Source organism: Halorhabdus tiamatea SARL4B, from assembly GCF_000470655.1.
Lineage (GTDB): Archaea > Halobacteriota > Halobacteria > Halobacteriales > Haloarculaceae > Halorhabdus > Halorhabdus tiamatea.
Genome location: NC_021921.1, coordinates 871,783 through 887,266, shown reverse-complemented (window position 1 = coordinate 887,266; position 15,484 = coordinate 871,783). Strand labels below are relative to the sequence as shown.

At 64.4% G+C, this 15,484-nt stretch carries 14 protein-coding genes; 9 read left to right on the top strand and 5 right to left on the bottom strand.

All coding sequences use genetic code 11. The features are described from left to right. Positions 1 to 26 precede the first annotated feature (26 nt). Positions 27 to 1,946, top strand: a complete 1,920-nt coding sequence (gene malA, locus HTIA_RS04565; RefSeq protein ID WP_008525810.1) for an alpha-amylase MalA — start codon at positions 27 to 29, stop codon at positions 1,944 to 1,946. A gap of 37 nt (positions 1,947 to 1,983) precedes the next feature. Here malA and HTIA_RS04560 read toward each other — a convergent pair whose 3' ends face one another. From HTIA_RS04560 to glgP, 4 genes are all read right to left on the bottom strand, one after another. Continuing rightward, positions 1,984 to 2,418: a type II toxin-antitoxin system VapC family toxin gene (locus HTIA_RS04560; RefSeq protein ID WP_008525809.1), complete on the bottom strand. Its 435-nt coding sequence runs from the start codon at positions 2,416 to 2,418 to the stop codon at positions 1,984 to 1,986. Then, the gene (locus HTIA_RS04555) at positions 2,419 to 2,664 is read right to left on the bottom strand and encodes an AbrB/MazE/SpoVT family DNA-binding domain-containing protein (RefSeq protein WP_008525808.1); all 246 of its coding nucleotides are present in this window, start codon (positions 2,662 to 2,664) and stop codon (positions 2,419 to 2,421) included. It lies immediately after the preceding gene. Positions 2,665 to 2,750: 86 nt separating this feature from the next. Next, a complete protein-coding gene (malQ, locus tag HTIA_RS04550; protein ID WP_008525807.1) occupies positions 2,751 to 4,238 on the bottom strand; it encodes a 4-alpha-glucanotransferase in 1,488 nt (495 codons plus the stop codon). A 79-nt stretch (positions 4,239 to 4,317) separates the two neighbouring features. Further along, positions 4,318 to 6,024 (bottom strand): alpha-glucan family phosphorylase, encoded by a 1,707-nt coding sequence (gene glgP, locus HTIA_RS04545; RefSeq protein ID WP_008525806.1) that lies wholly within the window; start codon positions 6,022 to 6,024, stop codon positions 4,318 to 4,320. 240 nt (positions 6,025 to 6,264) lie between these two features. Between glgP and HTIA_RS04540 the strand changes: the two genes are divergently transcribed. The 8 genes from HTIA_RS04540 (at position 6,265) to HTIA_RS04505 (ending at position 14,338) form a co-directional block, all read left to right on the top strand. Continuing rightward, positions 6,265 to 7,218: a carbohydrate kinase family protein gene (locus HTIA_RS04540; protein WP_008525805.1), complete on the top strand. Its 954-nt coding sequence runs from the start codon at positions 6,265 to 6,267 to the stop codon at positions 7,216 to 7,218. Between the two features lie 265 nt (positions 7,219 to 7,483). After that, positions 7,484 to 8,968: an extracellular solute-binding protein gene (locus tag HTIA_RS04535; RefSeq protein ID WP_008525804.1), complete on the top strand. Its 1,485-nt coding sequence runs from the start codon at positions 7,484 to 7,486 to the stop codon at positions 8,966 to 8,968. Positions 8,969 to 8,970: 2 nt separating this feature from the next. After that, the gene (locus HTIA_RS04530) at positions 8,971 to 9,987 is read left to right on the top strand and encodes a carbohydrate ABC transporter permease (RefSeq protein ID WP_008525803.1); all 1,017 of its coding nucleotides are present in this window, start codon (positions 8,971 to 8,973) and stop codon (positions 9,985 to 9,987) included. Between the two features lies 1 nt (position 9,988). Further along, positions 9,989 to 10,984, top strand: coding sequence for a carbohydrate ABC transporter permease (locus tag HTIA_RS04525; protein WP_008525802.1), 996 nt, complete (start codon positions 9,989 to 9,991; stop codon positions 10,982 to 10,984). Between the two features lie 64 nt (positions 10,985 to 11,048). Next, a complete protein-coding gene (locus HTIA_RS04520; protein ID WP_008525801.1) occupies positions 11,049 to 12,230 on the top strand; it encodes an ABC transporter ATP-binding protein in 1,182 nt (393 codons plus the stop codon). 6 nt (positions 12,231 to 12,236) lie between these two features. Beyond that, positions 12,237 to 12,434 (top strand): hypothetical protein, encoded by a 198-nt coding sequence (locus HTIA_RS04515; RefSeq protein WP_008525799.1) that lies wholly within the window; start codon positions 12,237 to 12,239, stop codon positions 12,432 to 12,434. 254 nt (positions 12,435 to 12,688) lie between these two features. After that, positions 12,689 to 13,753, top strand: a complete 1,065-nt coding sequence (locus HTIA_RS04510) for a TrmB family transcriptional regulator (protein WP_020936058.1) — start codon at positions 12,689 to 12,691, stop codon at positions 13,751 to 13,753. Between the two features lie 90 nt (positions 13,754 to 13,843). Then, on the top strand, positions 13,844 to 14,338 hold the full coding sequence (locus HTIA_RS04505; protein ID WP_008525795.1) for a DUF7510 family protein: 495 nt from the start codon (positions 13,844 to 13,846) through the stop codon (positions 14,336 to 14,338). A 22-nt stretch (positions 14,339 to 14,360) separates the two neighbouring features. On the opposite strand, the gene HTIA_RS04500 is transcribed toward HTIA_RS04505, so the two are convergent. After that, complete coding sequence (locus HTIA_RS04500; RefSeq protein ID WP_021029425.1) at positions 14,361 to 15,410, bottom strand: glycosyltransferase family 4 protein; 1,050 nt, start codon at positions 15,408 to 15,410, stop codon at positions 14,361 to 14,363. Positions 15,411 to 15,484: the final 74 nt, after the last annotated feature.

Genomic DNA, 15,484 nt, shown 5'->3' with positions numbered 1-15,484 from the left:
CCGTAGCGAACAAATAGACGATAGACATGCACCATCCCGGCCCACCCAGATTCCTCGCAGTCGGGGAATCGACCGAACTCGCCCCCCGAGATCCCGACCCCTCGGGCACCTACACCTGGCGTATCGACGACGCACCGGACGGGAGTCACGCCGTGCTCGGCGACGATCCCGTCGAGACCTTCGCGCCCGACGTTCCCGGCGTCTATACTGTCGCGCTCGGGGCACCGGACGGGACTCACGAACTCACGATCCGGGCGTTCCCCGCCGAATTGGCGATCGACGACGAGGTAGCCCAGCCCGCCACGAGCGGCGTCAGCGGGGGAAGCGGACGCAGTGGTCGCTCGGGTAGCGGCGTCGGCGCTCGCTCGGGTTCCGGCTCCGGAGTGGGTCGGCCCGAACCCGGCGAGGCACGCCCGCGGCTCACACTCGACGGCGAGGCAGTCGACGACGAGTTCGTCCTGCGGGCTCGCCCCCAGACCGAACCGCGACGGGGCGCACCGCCTGCCGACCTCGACGTCGAGTTCTACGTCGACGACCGTGACGAACTCCCGGGACACACGGTCGAGAGCCGGGAGTTTCGGTTCCCGCTCGAGGCGATCGACGACGCCGCCCGCGTCCACGCTATCGCGGTCGGTGACCAGTATAGCGTGCCTGACTCCGTCGAGATTCACGGCGACGGCACGATCGAGCGACTCAACGACCCGCCGGCCTGGAGCACGGAGATGACGCTCTACGAGATTTACGTCCGGGGGTACGTCGATCCCGATCCCGGCCAGACCGTCTTCGAGGCCATCGCCGAGAAACTCGATCACATCCAGAGCCTCGGCGTCGATACGCTGTGGTTTACGCCCGTCCTCCAGCACGACGGCAACGACCACGGCTACAACATCACGGACTTCTTCTCGATCGCCGAGGACCTCGGCGGCGAGGCGGCCTTCCGGGAGTTCGTCGCCGAGGCCCACGACCGGGACATGCGCGTGCTCTTCGACCTCGTGCTCAATCACTCCGCACGCGATCACGAGTTCTACCAGCGCGCGCTGGCCGGCGACGAGCAGTACCTCGAGTGGTACGACTGGGAAGACCGCGAGGCCCGCGAACCGGAGACGTACTTCGACTGGGAACTCATCGCGAACTTCGACTACGAGAACCTCGAAGTCCGTCGACACCTGCTCGACGCGGTCGAGAAGTGGGCCGGCGTCGTCGACGGCTTCCGGTGTGACATGGCCTGGGCCGTGCCCAAGCCCTTCTGGCAGGAGATCCGCGAGACGGTCAAGACCATCGACGACGACTTCCTCCTGATGGACGAGACGATCCCCTACGTCGCTGACTTCCAGGACCTCTGTTTCGACATCCACTTCGACGCCGGGCTGTACTTCGATCTGCTGCAGATCGGCCACGGCGACCAGCCGGCCGACCAGCTCTATGGCTCCCTGGAGAGTCGCTATCAGATCGGCTTCCCGGATCACGCCGGCTTCCTGACGTACATCGAGAACCACGACGAGGAACGTTACGTCTCGGAGGTCGGCACTCACGCCGTCAAGGCCGCCGCAACGGCGACGTTCACGCTGCCCGGGTCGCCGATGATCTACGCCGGCCAGGAGATCGGCGAGCGCCAACGTCGCGGGGCGACCCACTGGGGCCACACCGACGAGGGGTTGCTCGCCTTCTACCAGCGGCTGAGTGGAACGCGCGAGGAGATCGACGCGCTCGGCTCTGGGGCCGACTTCGAACCCGTCGATGTCGAAAGCGACGCCGAGCAGGTCGTGGCCTACGCCCGCGAGAACGACGACGACCGCTACGTCGTCGTGTTGAACTTCGGCCACGAGGCCAAGGATGTCGGCCTTCCCGGGGAGACCGTCGAACCGGTCGACGAACTCGGCGACGAGAACGTGGCCGCAGAAGGTGGCGTTTCCGTCGAGGACGCCGTGATCCTGGCGGCGGAGTAAGAGCGACGACGCATTTCCGAGGCGTCACGCACGTTCGCTATTCCGGCTGGTAGGGATTGGTGGCCGTATCGAGGCGACGGACGTCTTCGGCGGCGTCGAAATCGTCGTCGAACGCGTAGAGGTATTCCAGCCCCTCCGCACGCATGTAGGCGACGATAGCGGCGTCGACGAACGAGAAGCCCTCGTATCGTCTGAAGAGTGCCTTCGCCGTGGCGAATGCTTCGGCAGTCAGCGACACGACGTGAAAGCGCGTGTTCTCCTCGATCCGGTCGAGAAAGTCTGTCGCGGCATCGTGTCCAGCGTGAGTCGTGAGGCCGTTCAACGTCTCTGCGAGCACGTAATCGAGGACAACTGCTTCCGGTAGTGTTGCCGTGTCGACCCCTCGAACGATGGGAAGTGCGTCGTCGTGGGCACTGTCGCGGCGGTAGGCCGCTCCGAACAGAACAGTCGTATCGACGACCGTGCGTGGCATCTACGGGAGGCCCCACGTGTCGTGTTCCGCTTCGACGTCCGTCGTCTCCTCGCCATCGTAGCCGTCGAACTCCGAGAACGTCCCATGGCGTTGCTGGACGACGCTCACTCGGAGCGTCCCGTCGTCTTCGACGCGCCAGCGAAGCCTGTCGCCGTCGTCGATGTCGAGTTCGTCGCGGATGGACGCGGGGATGTTCGCCTGATTCCCCGACACCTTGCTCTCCGAATCGACGCGATCGCTACTCATAGACGAACGTATGACTCACTCACTGATAAATCGTAGTGTGCGCATACACTACCCAGACCAGTCTGGCCGTGGAAGCCCCGAAGTGGTCAAGTCCGGTCGGCCTTCCGGGTCACGTCGGCGAGTCGGTCCGCGACCGCGGAGTCGAGTTCCGAGTCGAGCATCCGCCACTTCCAGTTGCCCGTGGCGGTCCCGGGCAGGTTGAAGCGGTGCTCGTCGCCGAGGCCGTGGAAGTCCTGGAACTGCGCGAACGTGATGACCGCCGGCGTCTCCCAGACAGTCTCGATGACGTCCCAGTTGATCGGCCCGCCCTCGTGATCGACCGCGAAGTACAGACACTCCCGTTGTTTCTTCGAGAGGTCCTTGACCCACCCGACCGTCGTACTCGTGTCGTGGGTCGAGGTGTAGGCGACGGAGGGCTCGTCGTAGCTCGCGGGATGGTGGGTGGACTCGGCGTCACACCAGTCGGCCATCCCCGCGACGCGCATCCCGGGGAACCCGAAGGCGTCCCGGAGTTCCCGCGTCGCGTCGGTGATGGCACCCAGGTCTTCGACGACGATCGGCAACTCGCCGAGCTGGTCGCGGACGGCCGCGAAGAAGTCCCGGCCCGGTCCCGAGACCCACTCGCCGTTCATCGCGGTGTCCTCCTCGGCGGGGACCTGGTAGTAACTCTCGAAGCCTTTGAAGTGGTCGATCCGGAAGACGTCGAAGCGATCGAGCAGGCCCGCAAAGCGCTGTACCCACCAGTCGTAGTCCCGCTCGGCCAGGGTCTCCCAGTCGTAGACCGGCATCCCCCAGAGCTGTCCGGTGTCGGAGAAGTCATCGGGCGGCACGCCCGCGACGTAGATCGGCTCGCGGTCGTCGTCGAGTTTGAATATCTCAGGGTTGGCCCAGACGTCGACGCTGTTGGCCCCGACGTAGATCGGCATGTCGCCGACCAGGTCGATCCCGCGCTCGTGGGCGTAAGCCCGCAGGTCTGCCCACTGGCGCTCGAAGCGCCACTGGCAGAACTGCCGGAAGCGAACGTCCTCGGCGAGTTCCTCGCGGTAGCGATCCAGGGTCTCCGGGTCGCGGAACTTCGCGTCGTCGGGCCAGTCCATCCAGGTATCGGCCTCGAAGTGCGCGTCTAACGCCCGGAAGAGGGCGTAATCGTCGAGCCACTCGGCGTTCTCGGTTCGGAAGGTCTCGAAGGCCGCCCGAGCGTCCTCGTCGGCGCGCTCCTCGAAGCCCGCGAAGGCGTTCCGGAGCGCGCCCTGCTTGAACGGGCGAACGCGCCCGAATTCGACTTCGCGGTCGTCGAAGTCGGGGCGATCCGGCTCGTCGAGCCAGCCCGCCTCGACGAGCGGGTCGAGTTCGATAAACAGCGGATTGCCGGCGCGTGCCGAATACGCCGAATACGGTGAGTTGCCCTGGCCCGCGTCGGTCGGACCGATCGGGCAGGTCTGCCAGAGGGACTGGTCGCTCTCGACTAGAAAGTCGACGAACTCCCGGGCCGGCTGGCCCAGCGTGCCGATCCCGTCAGGACCGGGCAGCGACGACACGTGCAGGAAAACACCGCTCTGTCTCTCGAAGGACATGGCCGGGGGTTCGAGGTGGAGCGGCTTGAAAGTGTGCGATTGTGCCAGGAACGGAGCGACCGACGCCGACGCGAGGACGCTAGTTCGTGTACGCGTCCAGCAGGTACTCCCGGACCATCCGGCGGGTGTGGTAGTACGGACCGTTGAACGCGATCGTCTGGCGCATCATCTTGATCCAGCGCTCGCGGTCGTCGTAGTAGGTGGGGATGACCTCGTTCTCGAGTTGGTTGTACAGCGCCATCGCGTCCTGGCGGGTCTCCTCCTCGTCGGTCGTCTGGTCGGGCGTGCTCTCCTCTGGATCGGGGCCGATCTTCCAGCCCGTCTCGCCCTCGATGTGGCCCTCGACCCACCAGCCGTCGAGGGTTCCAAGTTGCGGGATCCCGTTGTAGGCAGCCTTCATGCCGGAGGTGCCACAGGCTTCCAGCGGCCGACGGGGGTTGTTGAGCCAGACGTCGACGCCTTCGGTCAGCTTCGCGCCGACTTCCATGTCGTAGTCCTCGACGTACTGGGTCTCGATGACGTCGTTGAGCTGCCAGGCGTTGTGGAAGATGTCCCGGATCTTCTGCTCGCCGTTCTCGTCGCCGGGGAAGGCCTTGCCCGCGAAGACCAGCTGGATGTCCCCGACGTTCTCGGCGATGTGTCGGAGCCGATCGTTGTTGTAGAAGATGAGGTTCGCCCGCTTGTAGGGGGCCGCCCGCCGGGCGAAACCGATCGTCAGCGTCTCGGGGTCGAGATCCGACCCCTCGCGCTCGTTGATGAACTCGATGGTCTCGCGCTTTTGGGCCTGGTGGGCGTCCCAGAGCCCCTCGCTCGGCAGTACTGTCGCGTGTTTGAACTTGTAGGGGTTCGACCGCCAGCCCGTGATGTGCTCGTCGTAGAGGTCCCCGAAGGCGTCGCCGATCCAGTGGGGGACGTGGACCCCGTTGGTGATGGCGTCGATCTCGAACTTGGGGAACATGTTCTGTGAGACCTCCTGGTGCTTCTTGGCGACGCTGTTGGCGTACGACGAGAGGTTCAGGGCCAGCAGCGACATGTTCAGCCCCGCGTCGTGGCTGAACGGCCGCAAGTCGTCGGGCGCGACGGGATCGGTGACCATCTCCTCGACGAGCCCCCAGTCGAACTCGTCGTGGCCGGCCTCGACGGGCGTATGCGTCGTGAAGACACATTGTTCGCGGACCGCCGCTTCGTCCATGTCGTTGCGGGCGAGCAACTCGGCGGTGAGGAAGGCGGCGTGGCCCTCGTTCATGTGGTAGGTGTCGACGTCGTAGCCCAGTTCGTCGAGAATCCGGGTTCCACCGACTCCGAGGACGAGTTCCTGGGCGAGCGTGAAGTCGTCGCCGTGGCCCGGCGCGTACAGCCGCTTGGTGTAGCGTCGCGCGTCGTCGTCGTTACCCTCGACGTCCGTATCGAGGAAGATCACGGGGACGGTCTCGCCGCTCTGCTCGGAGACGACATCGTAGCGCCAGGCCGTCACGCGAACGTCGCGGCCGTAGATCTCGACGGTCACCTCGACGTCGAGGGGCTCGGCGTACTCCTCGACCGGCCAGGGGTCCGCGTCGCTGATCTGGGAGCCGTCTTCCTCTAGGGTCTGCTTGCAGTAGCCCTCCTCGTTGAGTGGCGTGACACAGACTCCCTCGACGCCCAGGTCGGCGAACGACCGGATCGTGTCGCCCGCGAGCACGCCCAGCCCGCCACTGTACGTGTGAAGATCGTTCTGAATCCCGATCTCCATGGTGTAATACGCGATGCGGCCCGGTTCCTCGGAAGTCGCTGTCGGAGTATTCATTTGACGTACATAACGAGCACTGGCACAAAAGTGCATTGGTTTCTTTATTTCCGAACGTATAGGTCTGCTAACTCCCGAAAACCACTAGACAGCCACTGAGCTCAATAATTATTACAGGTGTATACAAAAACTTCCTTACTATTCGATCGTCGGCGTCGTTCAGTTTTGGCGACCGTTTGGCCCAGAGGCAGTTGACGGGCCGAGGCAAACGCTTTCGGTGCGTTCGCCCAACGGTGTACCATGACGGATTCGAACGTTCTCGTCGCGGGAGAGGCACTGATCGACCTGTTTCCGACGGAAAGCGGCCGACTCGCGGACGTCGAGACGCTGCGGCGGGCGACGGGCGGCGCGCCGGCGAACGTCGCGGTCGGGATGGCCCGGCTGGGATCGCCACCGTTGCTGTGGACGCGACTCGGTGACGACCCCTTCGGCGAGCACTTGCTCGACGTCCTCGATGCCAACGGCGTGCCCGACTCGTTGATCGCCGTCGACGACGAGCGCAAGACGGCCCACACCCTCGTCGCCGACGATCCCGACGCCGACCAGTCGTTTACGTTCTTCAACGAGGGGACGGCGACGTTCGCGATGGAACCGGGCACGGTGTCCGACGAGCAACTCTGCGCGGTCGAGTGGGTCCACTTCGGCGGCGTGATGCTCTCGGCGGAACCGGCCCGGTCGGCGATGTTCGACCTCGTCGAGCGGGCGAACGATCACGGCTGTACCGTCTCCTTCGACCCGAACACGCGGGCTGACCTGTGGCCTGACCAGTCCGTCCTGATCGAGACGATCGAGCGAGCGGTGAGACTGGCCGACGTCGTCAAGACCGACCGCGAGGATCTCGCCTTCCTGCTCGACGATCCCGCCGACGTCGAAGCGACTGCGGCCGCGATCAGCGAGTACGGGCCACACACCGTGTTGTTGACCCAGGGCGGCGACGGCGCGTACGCCCGGGCGACCGAAGCGGCTCCGTGGGGGGCGGCGACTGCCGACCAGTCGCCCTTCGACGTCGATGTCGTCGAGACCACGGGCGCGGGCGACGCCTTCCTCGCCGGGGCGATCACCGCACTCCAGGAGCGTGGCACACTCGCCGACGCGGTCGAGTTCGCCGCCGGTGTCGGCGCGCTCGCGACGACAGACACCGGCGCGATGGCTGCGCTTCCGGACCGGGACGCCGTCGAGGCGCTACTGTCCTGACCGGGCTCGGACTGCCGACGGCCGAGTGCTCGGGGGAAGTACCACTCTGAGGCCGCAATTCCTGTAACTATTTCATAATTACCGCTGTTTCCCTACACCCTCCGTATCCGTGGATATTGTTACCGTGTGACGTGTCTGAACCCGGCTCTCGTCGCCTCATGGACCGGTCACGAGACGATAATGAACAACTGTGAAGAAATAATGACAGTAGAAGTATTAACACCAGGCGTTATCTATAAGTGGCTATACATGCAAAACCCCAATTATGGATGGGGACAAACCATCTGGCCGCGACAGTGTCGACCGGAACGTTTCCCGACGAACGTTCGTGAAAGCTGCCGGCGGAGCAGGCGTGGCGATGGGGCTCGCAGGCTGTTACGGTGACGGCGGCGACTCCGACGGCACCACCGTCTCCATCGGTATGGGGACGACGTCGATCGATAACGTCAAAGATCGGATGCCGGAACTCCTCCACGAGAACGGCGTCGACGACGACATCACGATCGACTGGAACGAGCAGGAAGAGGCGAGTGGCGCACAGCGCGATCAGTACCTCCAACTCCTCCAGGCCGAAGAGGGCAATCCGGATCTGATGATGGTGGACAACGGCTGGGCGAATATCCTCATCAACCGGGGGCTCCTCGAAAACGTCACCGAGACGCTGAGTGACGACGTCGTGAGCACGATCGAAGACGAGTACTTCGGTCCGTTCTCGGACACCGTCCGGGGCCAAAACGGCGACCTCTACGGGGTGCCCCTCTTTCCGGACTTCGCGACGATGATGTACAACAAGGAGTACGCCCGGGAGGCCGGCTACACTGACGAGGACTTCGAGACGTGGTCGACCGAACCGATGACCTGGAGCGAGTGGGCCGACCTCGTTCAGGAAATCACCGAGGCCTCCGACGCCGAGTACGGCTTTACCACCCAGTGGGACATCTACGTCGGAACCTCCTGTTGTACCTGGAACGAGGTCATGACCTCCTTCGGCGGCGCGTACTTCGGCGGCCGGGAGAATCTCTTTGGTCCGGTCGGCGACCGACCGATCACCATCGACGAACCGGAGGTCATCGAGGGCCTGCGGATGATGTACACCTTCGCCACCGACGAAGAAGACGAGATAACTCACGACGACTACCCCGTGGGTCTGGCGGACCCGGACATCATCCAGTACACCGAGAACTCGGCGCTGTCGCCGTTCCTCCAGGGCGAGGCGGCCTTCCACCGCAACTGGCCGTACGCGCTCATCGAGGCCGAGGGCGACGACTACGAGGCCCTCCCAGAGGGCGCGGGGTCGATCGGGTCGATGCCGATTCCCTACGCCGTCGAGCGGGGCGAGGGCAACCAGCCCGGTACCGGCGGCTCGAACTCCGCACAGGGTGGCTGGCACGTCGCGCTCAACCCCTACACCGACAACACGGACGCCGCGGTGCAGGTCATGGAGGCGATGACCGAGGAGGACTTCATGCTCGGGATGATGGAGGCCCAGGGATGGCTGCCGCCGAAGCCGTCGATGTTCGAGTCCGAGACCGCGACCGACCCCGAACAGGTCGGCGTCGTGGGCAACCACATGGACACGCTGCGCGTGGTCGGCCAGAACGCGATGCCCCGCCCCTCGACGTCCGTGTGGTCGACGCAGTCGACGACGATCGCAGAGCAGGTCAACCGGGCGGTCGCCGGCGAGAAGACGCCCGAAGCCGCCGCCGCTGACCTCCAGAGCGCCATCGAAGACATCGAAGAGTCCGCCTAACGATGAGCGGGGACGAGACAGGGTTCGAACGCGAAACCAGGCGCTCGGGGCCACTCGTGGCAGCCACGCGGTGGCTCGAGAACCTGGGCGAGACGACGTTCGCGTACCTGCTGTTGATACCCCTCCTGCTCATCTTGAGTGCGATCGCGCTGTACCCGCTCCTGCGGACGTTCGAGTTCTCGCTGTTCACCGACTGGTTCGGACAGTCGCCCCCCGAGTTCGTCGGGATCGACCACTACGTGAACCTGTTTACGGGCGCGGCCGACAGTCAACTCGCCGGCGAGGTGACGTTCCTGCCGGACATCACCGTCAACGGCGAGTTCCCGTTCGTCCACGCCGCCGGCATCTACCGGAGCGCGCTGGTCGTGACGCTTTTGTTCGCGTTCATCAGCGTCTTCTTCGAGACGATCATCGGGTTCGGCCAGGCGCTCATCCTCGATAAGGAGTACCGCGGGCGACGCTGGGTTCGCGCCGCGATCATCATCCCGTGGGCGATCCCGGTCGTCATCCAGGGGATCATCTTCTTCCTGATGTTCCACCCCAGCGCCGGCTTCATGACCGACTGGCTGGCCCCCTACGGGATCGTCGCGGCCCGGAACACGCTCAACGACCCGACGAGCGCGTTCCTCATCATTACCGTCGGTGACATCTGGAAGACGACGGCGTTCATGGCGCTGTTGATCCTCGCCGGCCTCCAGAGCATCGACCGGAACCTCTACGACGTCGCGAAGGTCGCCGGCGCGACCCGCTGGCAACAGTTCCGGTACATCACCTTCCCGCTCGTCTTGCCCGCACTCGGCATCGCCGTCCTCTTCCGAATGGTCGGTGCACTCCGGGTCTACGGGCTGATCGACTCCGTCTCGACGTGTACGACGGTCCCGTCGCTTTCGTGTATGGTCGTCGAGACGTTCAACACCCACCGCGGGTTGTCCTCGGCGATCGCGTTCGTGACGGCCGCGATCATCGCGATCGCCGTCTCAGGCATCATCTACCAGCAGTACAAGGAGGGGAGTATCTAACATGTCAGTCACACCACAGAGCGATTCCGAGACGACTGAATCGGGCGGCGGGATCGCCAATTACGTCCGTCGGGTGATCCACGACGAGGACGTCCGCGAGCGGTTCTACCGGGCGCTGTTTTACGTCGCCGCAGCGTTCTTCCTCATCACGACGTTGTTCCCCTTCTACTGGCTGTTCGTCCTCGCGCTGACGCCGAACTCGGAGATCCTGGCCGGCGACTGGTCGCTGCCGGTGATCGGCATCGACTTCCCCCATCCGAAGGGATTCAATATCGGGGCGTTCGTCGAGGTGTTCCAGCAGATCCCGTTCCACCTCTACGTGTTCAACAGCTTCGTCCTCGCGACGGTGACGACGATCTTCGTCCTCATCATCGCGTCACTGGCCGGGTACGTCTTCGGTCGCCTGGAGTTCCCCGGTCGTGGGGCGTTGATGTTGATCGTGCTGGCCATCTCGTATTTCCCGCCAGCGGCGTTCCTCATCCCGCTGTTCGACGCGTTCCTCGGGAACGCTATCGTCGTCCCGTTCCTCGGGATCGAGCTGTTCTCGATCCCACGGATCGTCAACACGCCGTGGGCGATGATCACGCCGTTCAGCGCGCTGTTCTTGCCGCTGTCGATCTTCATCCTGACGACGTTCTACGGCCAGATTCCGGACGGCCTCGAGGACGCCGCCAGGGTCGAAGGGACGACGCGGCTGGGCGCGCTCGTCCGGGTCATCATGCCGCTTTCGGCCCCCGGGCTGGCGACGGCCGCCGTGTTGACGTTTATCAGCGTCTACAACGAGTACTTCTTCAGTTCGCTGATGGCACTGGAGAACACGCCGGGGAACTGGTCGCCGCTCGTCGGCGGGATCCTGAGCTACCAGACCCAGTACACCACGTCGTTCAACCTGATGGCGGCGGCGAGCATCGTCGGGGTCCTCCCCGTCGTCCTGCTCGTCATCGTCGCACAGGAACGCATCGTGAGCGGGCTGACACAGGGAGCACTCAAAGAATGAGCACAACCACTCGACGAACGATCACACTCACGTCACAGACGATCACACGGACTGACTACGAGCTATGGCACGAGTCAAACTAGACGGCGTCACGAAACAGTACGGGGACGAAATCGCGGTCGAGGACATGAACCTCGACATCAGAGACGGCGAGTTCGTCTGTCTCGTCGGCCCCTCGGGGTGTGGGAAATCCACCACCCTCGAGACGATCGCCGGCCTCGAGAAGCCCACGGAGGGGACGGTCCACATCGGCGACCGCGACGTCACGCGCTTGCCCCCGAAGGACCGCGGGATCGCGATGGTCTTTCAGAACATCGCGCTGTTCCCGCACATGAACGTCTATAAGAACATCTCCTTCGGGCTCCGGCTCCGGAACTTCGAGCAAGACGAGATCGACCGCCGCGTCGAGCAGGCGGCCGACATCGTCCAGCTCGAGGGGCTCCTCGAACGCCAACCCAGTGAACTCTCGGGTGGCCAACAACAGCGTGTCGCGATCGCGCGTGCGATCGTCCGCGATCCCGAGGTGTTCCTGATGGACGAGCCACTGGCGAACTTGGACGCGAAACTCCGGGTCCACATGCGGACCGAGCTCCAGCGCCTGCACAACGAGCTGGATACGACGATCATCTACGTCACCCACGACCAGGCCGAGGCGATGACGATGTCCGATCGCATCGCCGTCATCAACGACGGGCATCTCCAGCAGATCGACCCTCCGCTGACTTGTTACAACGAGCCGGCGAACCTCTTCGTCGCCGGGTTCATCGGGTCGCCGTCGATGAACTTCGTCGAGGGCGAGATGACCCAGACAGGCATCCAGACCGAGCACTTCGACGTCGCCGTCGACGACGCGGCCGCCGACCTCGACGTCGGCGACGAGGTGACGATGGGTGTCCGTCCGGAGGACATCTACCAGGTCGAGAACGCACCGGGCGTCTCGACCACCGACGTGATCGAGGCGACGGTCGACGTGACCGAGCCGATGGGTGACGAGATCTTCGTCTACCTCACGCTCTCGGAGCAGACCGGCGAGTTGCGCACCAGCGACGCGGTCGCGACCGCCTCGGACCAGCTCCTGATGAGCGTCGACCCGGACGTCGATCTCGATATCGGCGAGTCCGTCTCCGTCGTGATGGACCGGACGAAAGTCCACCTCTTCGACACCGCCTCGGGGAATGCCATCGTTCACGACGTCACGGCCCCGGCGGAATCTACCTCGGACCCTACGGGGAGTACAGCGGACTGATCTCCGATGAGTAGTCTCGTCCCGGTCCTGTATTACGGCGGGTTCACGATCCTGTTTTTCTTCTGGATCTACGGGATCGTCTCGTTCGCCCTGGACGTAAAGAACAAGATCATCCCCGGGCTGCGGGCGTATCGTCGCGGCCGGAACGAGCACCCACCGGAGCAGCAATCGGACCAGCCCGAGGACAGAGAGGGGCTGTACTGACTGTCCGCCCGAGAAACTGGAGGCCCACGGATGACAACCCACGCTGGAGCCACGCTGGCGATATCTCGAACCGCGAGACGGCGGTCCGAGCGCCGCCGATCGAGACCCGTCGACGCCGTCTCCTGTCAGAAGTCAACGTCCTTATATCGACCATTACACATTGGTATGTACATGAACCGACGTCGACTCGTCGGGGGCGAGCGACAGCGTCACGCTCTCGGCGAGTCACGCTGTCCCCGTTGGAGGTATCGCTCATGAACGAGTCGGAACTCACTTCGATCCTCGAGGAGGCGGGCTTCTCGCCGTACCAGGCCGACGCCTACGTCGCGTTGCTCGAACTCGGGTCGGCGACCGCGACCGACCTCGCGGAGGAGAGCGACGTCCCCGACCCCCGGATCTACGACGTGTTGCGCGACCTCGAGAAAGCGGGCTACGTCGAGACCTACGAGCAGGATTCCCTCCGGGCGCGTGTCCACGACTTCGAGGCGCTCCAGGAGAGTTTAGACGACCGTGCGACCCGCTTTTCGCGGGCCGTCGATGAGATCGAACGCCGCTGGGAGAAACCCCGGATGGAGGAGAGCGTCGTCAACGTCGTCACGCGCTTCGAGACGGTCCTGGAGAGTGCGGCCGAGGCGATCGAGAACGCCGAAAACCAGATCCAGCTCACCGTCAATCCCGACACCTTCGAGGTGCTGCGGCCGGCGCTGCGAGCGGCGACGGACAACGGCGTGGCCGTCAATCTCGCGATCACCACCGACGGCGAGTCTGAATCGGTCCCGGACCCCGAGACGGTCGCCGACGTCTGTACCGAGGCGCGTCACCGGGAACTCTCCTCGCCGTTCGTGGCGATCGTCGACCGGAAGAAGGCCTACTTCGCGCCCCACGAGGGTTCGACCAACGAGTACGGCCTCATCGTCGACGACCAGACTCACGCCTACGTCTTCTACTGGTTCTTCCTGACGACGCAGTGGGACAACTGGGAGCCGGTCGTCGCCGCCGAGGACGACACCCAGGAGTACTTAGAGATCCGGTACTGCATCCGCGACATCGCGCCGCTGATCGACGACGGCAAGACGGTTCGGCTTCGCGTCGACGGGGCCGACACCGAGACGGGCGATCGGCGCGTCATCGAGGGGACGGTCAAGGACGTCATCGTGGGTCCCGATCACGTCAACCTCGAGACGACGCCGATCAGTTCCTACGGTAATCGCGTCGCGATCGTCCTCGAAACCGACGATGGCACGGTCGACGTCGGCGGCTGGGGCGCACTCGTCGAGGACGTCGAGGCCCATCGGATCGTCGTCGAGTCCGTCGAGTGAGACTGTCGTCGACGCACACTCGCCCCGTTTTTCGTCTCTGTGGCCTCATTCGTCCGAACCCTTAAGTCCGGACTCGCCGGACGTGCACGTATGACTTCGAAACCTGCAGGCGGGGACGCGCCCGACGTTCGCGTCACGACGACGATCGAGACCGATCGAACGGTCGTCGTCGTCGAGGGGACCCACGACGCGGCGGTCGTCGTCAACTCCGCCTCGGGCGAACGTGTCTATCTCCCGCCCGAGACGGCCACTGGCGAGGCCGATGTGGGGTCGAAAGCCCACGACGACAGTCCCTACGCGGGCATTCCGACTGAGAGTCCCTACGAGGGGATCACGACCGACAACCCGTACGAAGGCATCGCCACTGAGAGTCCCTACGCAGGGATGGCCACCGACAGTCCCTACGAGGGCATTTCTACCGACAGTCCCTACGAGGGGATGGCCACTGACAGCCCCTACGACGGACTTTCCGACGACGACAATGGCACAACTCGGCGTTCGGAGGCGTACGGTATCGTGCCGACCGACGACGGCTTTCGGCTCGTCCATCCAGAACCCGCGACCGACGTGCGGTTCCTGCGCTGATCACTCCTCCCTGTCCGGTAGGTCAGTCCGCGAGGATCTCGCGGTAGAACGTGACGTGTTCGTCGGCGACGGTCTCCCAGGTCCGCTCCTCGTAATCGGGTAACGGGCCGGCCGCGAGTGCGCGTCTGATCCCGTTCGCGATCGACCGCGAGTCCGGTTCGACCTCGACGATGCAGCCCTCTGGCAGGACTTCGGCCGCGCCAGACTCACAGGCGACCACTCGCGTCCCGACCGACAGCGCTTCGACGATCGTGATGCCAAACGGTTCCGATAGCGACGGCGAGACGAACGCGTCGGCACTGGCGTAGTAATCGCCCAGCTCCGCTTCGGGGACGTAGCCGACGAACTCGACCATGTCCTCGACCCCCAGCAGTTCGACGAAGCGCTCCAGTCGCTCGGTGAGGTGGCCGGTTCCGCCGACCACGAGCGTGACGTCCTCGGCGTCGAGGCGATCCAGCGCGTAGACGAGGTGTTCGATTCCCTTCTGGTGGGTGTGTCGCCCGACGAAAAACAGCATCTCGCCGTCGATATCTAGCTCCGCTTTGACGTCCCGTCCGGTGGTCTCGACGCTGGAGAAGCCGTTGTGGATGACTCGGGAATCGCCGCCGTAGTGTTCCTGTACTTCACGGCGGGTGAGTTCGCTCACGGCGATCAGGTGATCAGACCGGTCGACGACTCGTTGTTCGGTCTGTAACTCGCGCTCGGGAGGGATGCGATTGCGGTCGCTGGTCAGCGAGTGAAACGTCGTCACCCACTCGATGTCGTGGGCGTCCTGTGCCGCCTTGCCTGGCCCGTAGCCGAACCAGTCGTGGGTGTGGACGATATCGGCGTCGGCGGCGTACTCGACGAACTCGTCGGCCAGCCGGTTGATGCGATCGGCAACGCTCCCTTCGCCCGTCGGGACGCCGTAAATGCCCGCTCGATCCGGGGCGTACTCGGCCGGCAACACGAGTTCGATCTCGACGTCCTCGCGGGCGTCGAACTGTTCGAACATCTCGCCGACGGCGGTATCGAGACCGCCACTCACGTTTGGCGGGAACCCCCAGCCGAGCATCAGAACCTTTGGTACCATTCGTCGTCTGCGATTGGACGGGCCCGTACTTCACTGTTGGCTCCGGCGATTGGGGTGTCCGTCTCGAAAATGGC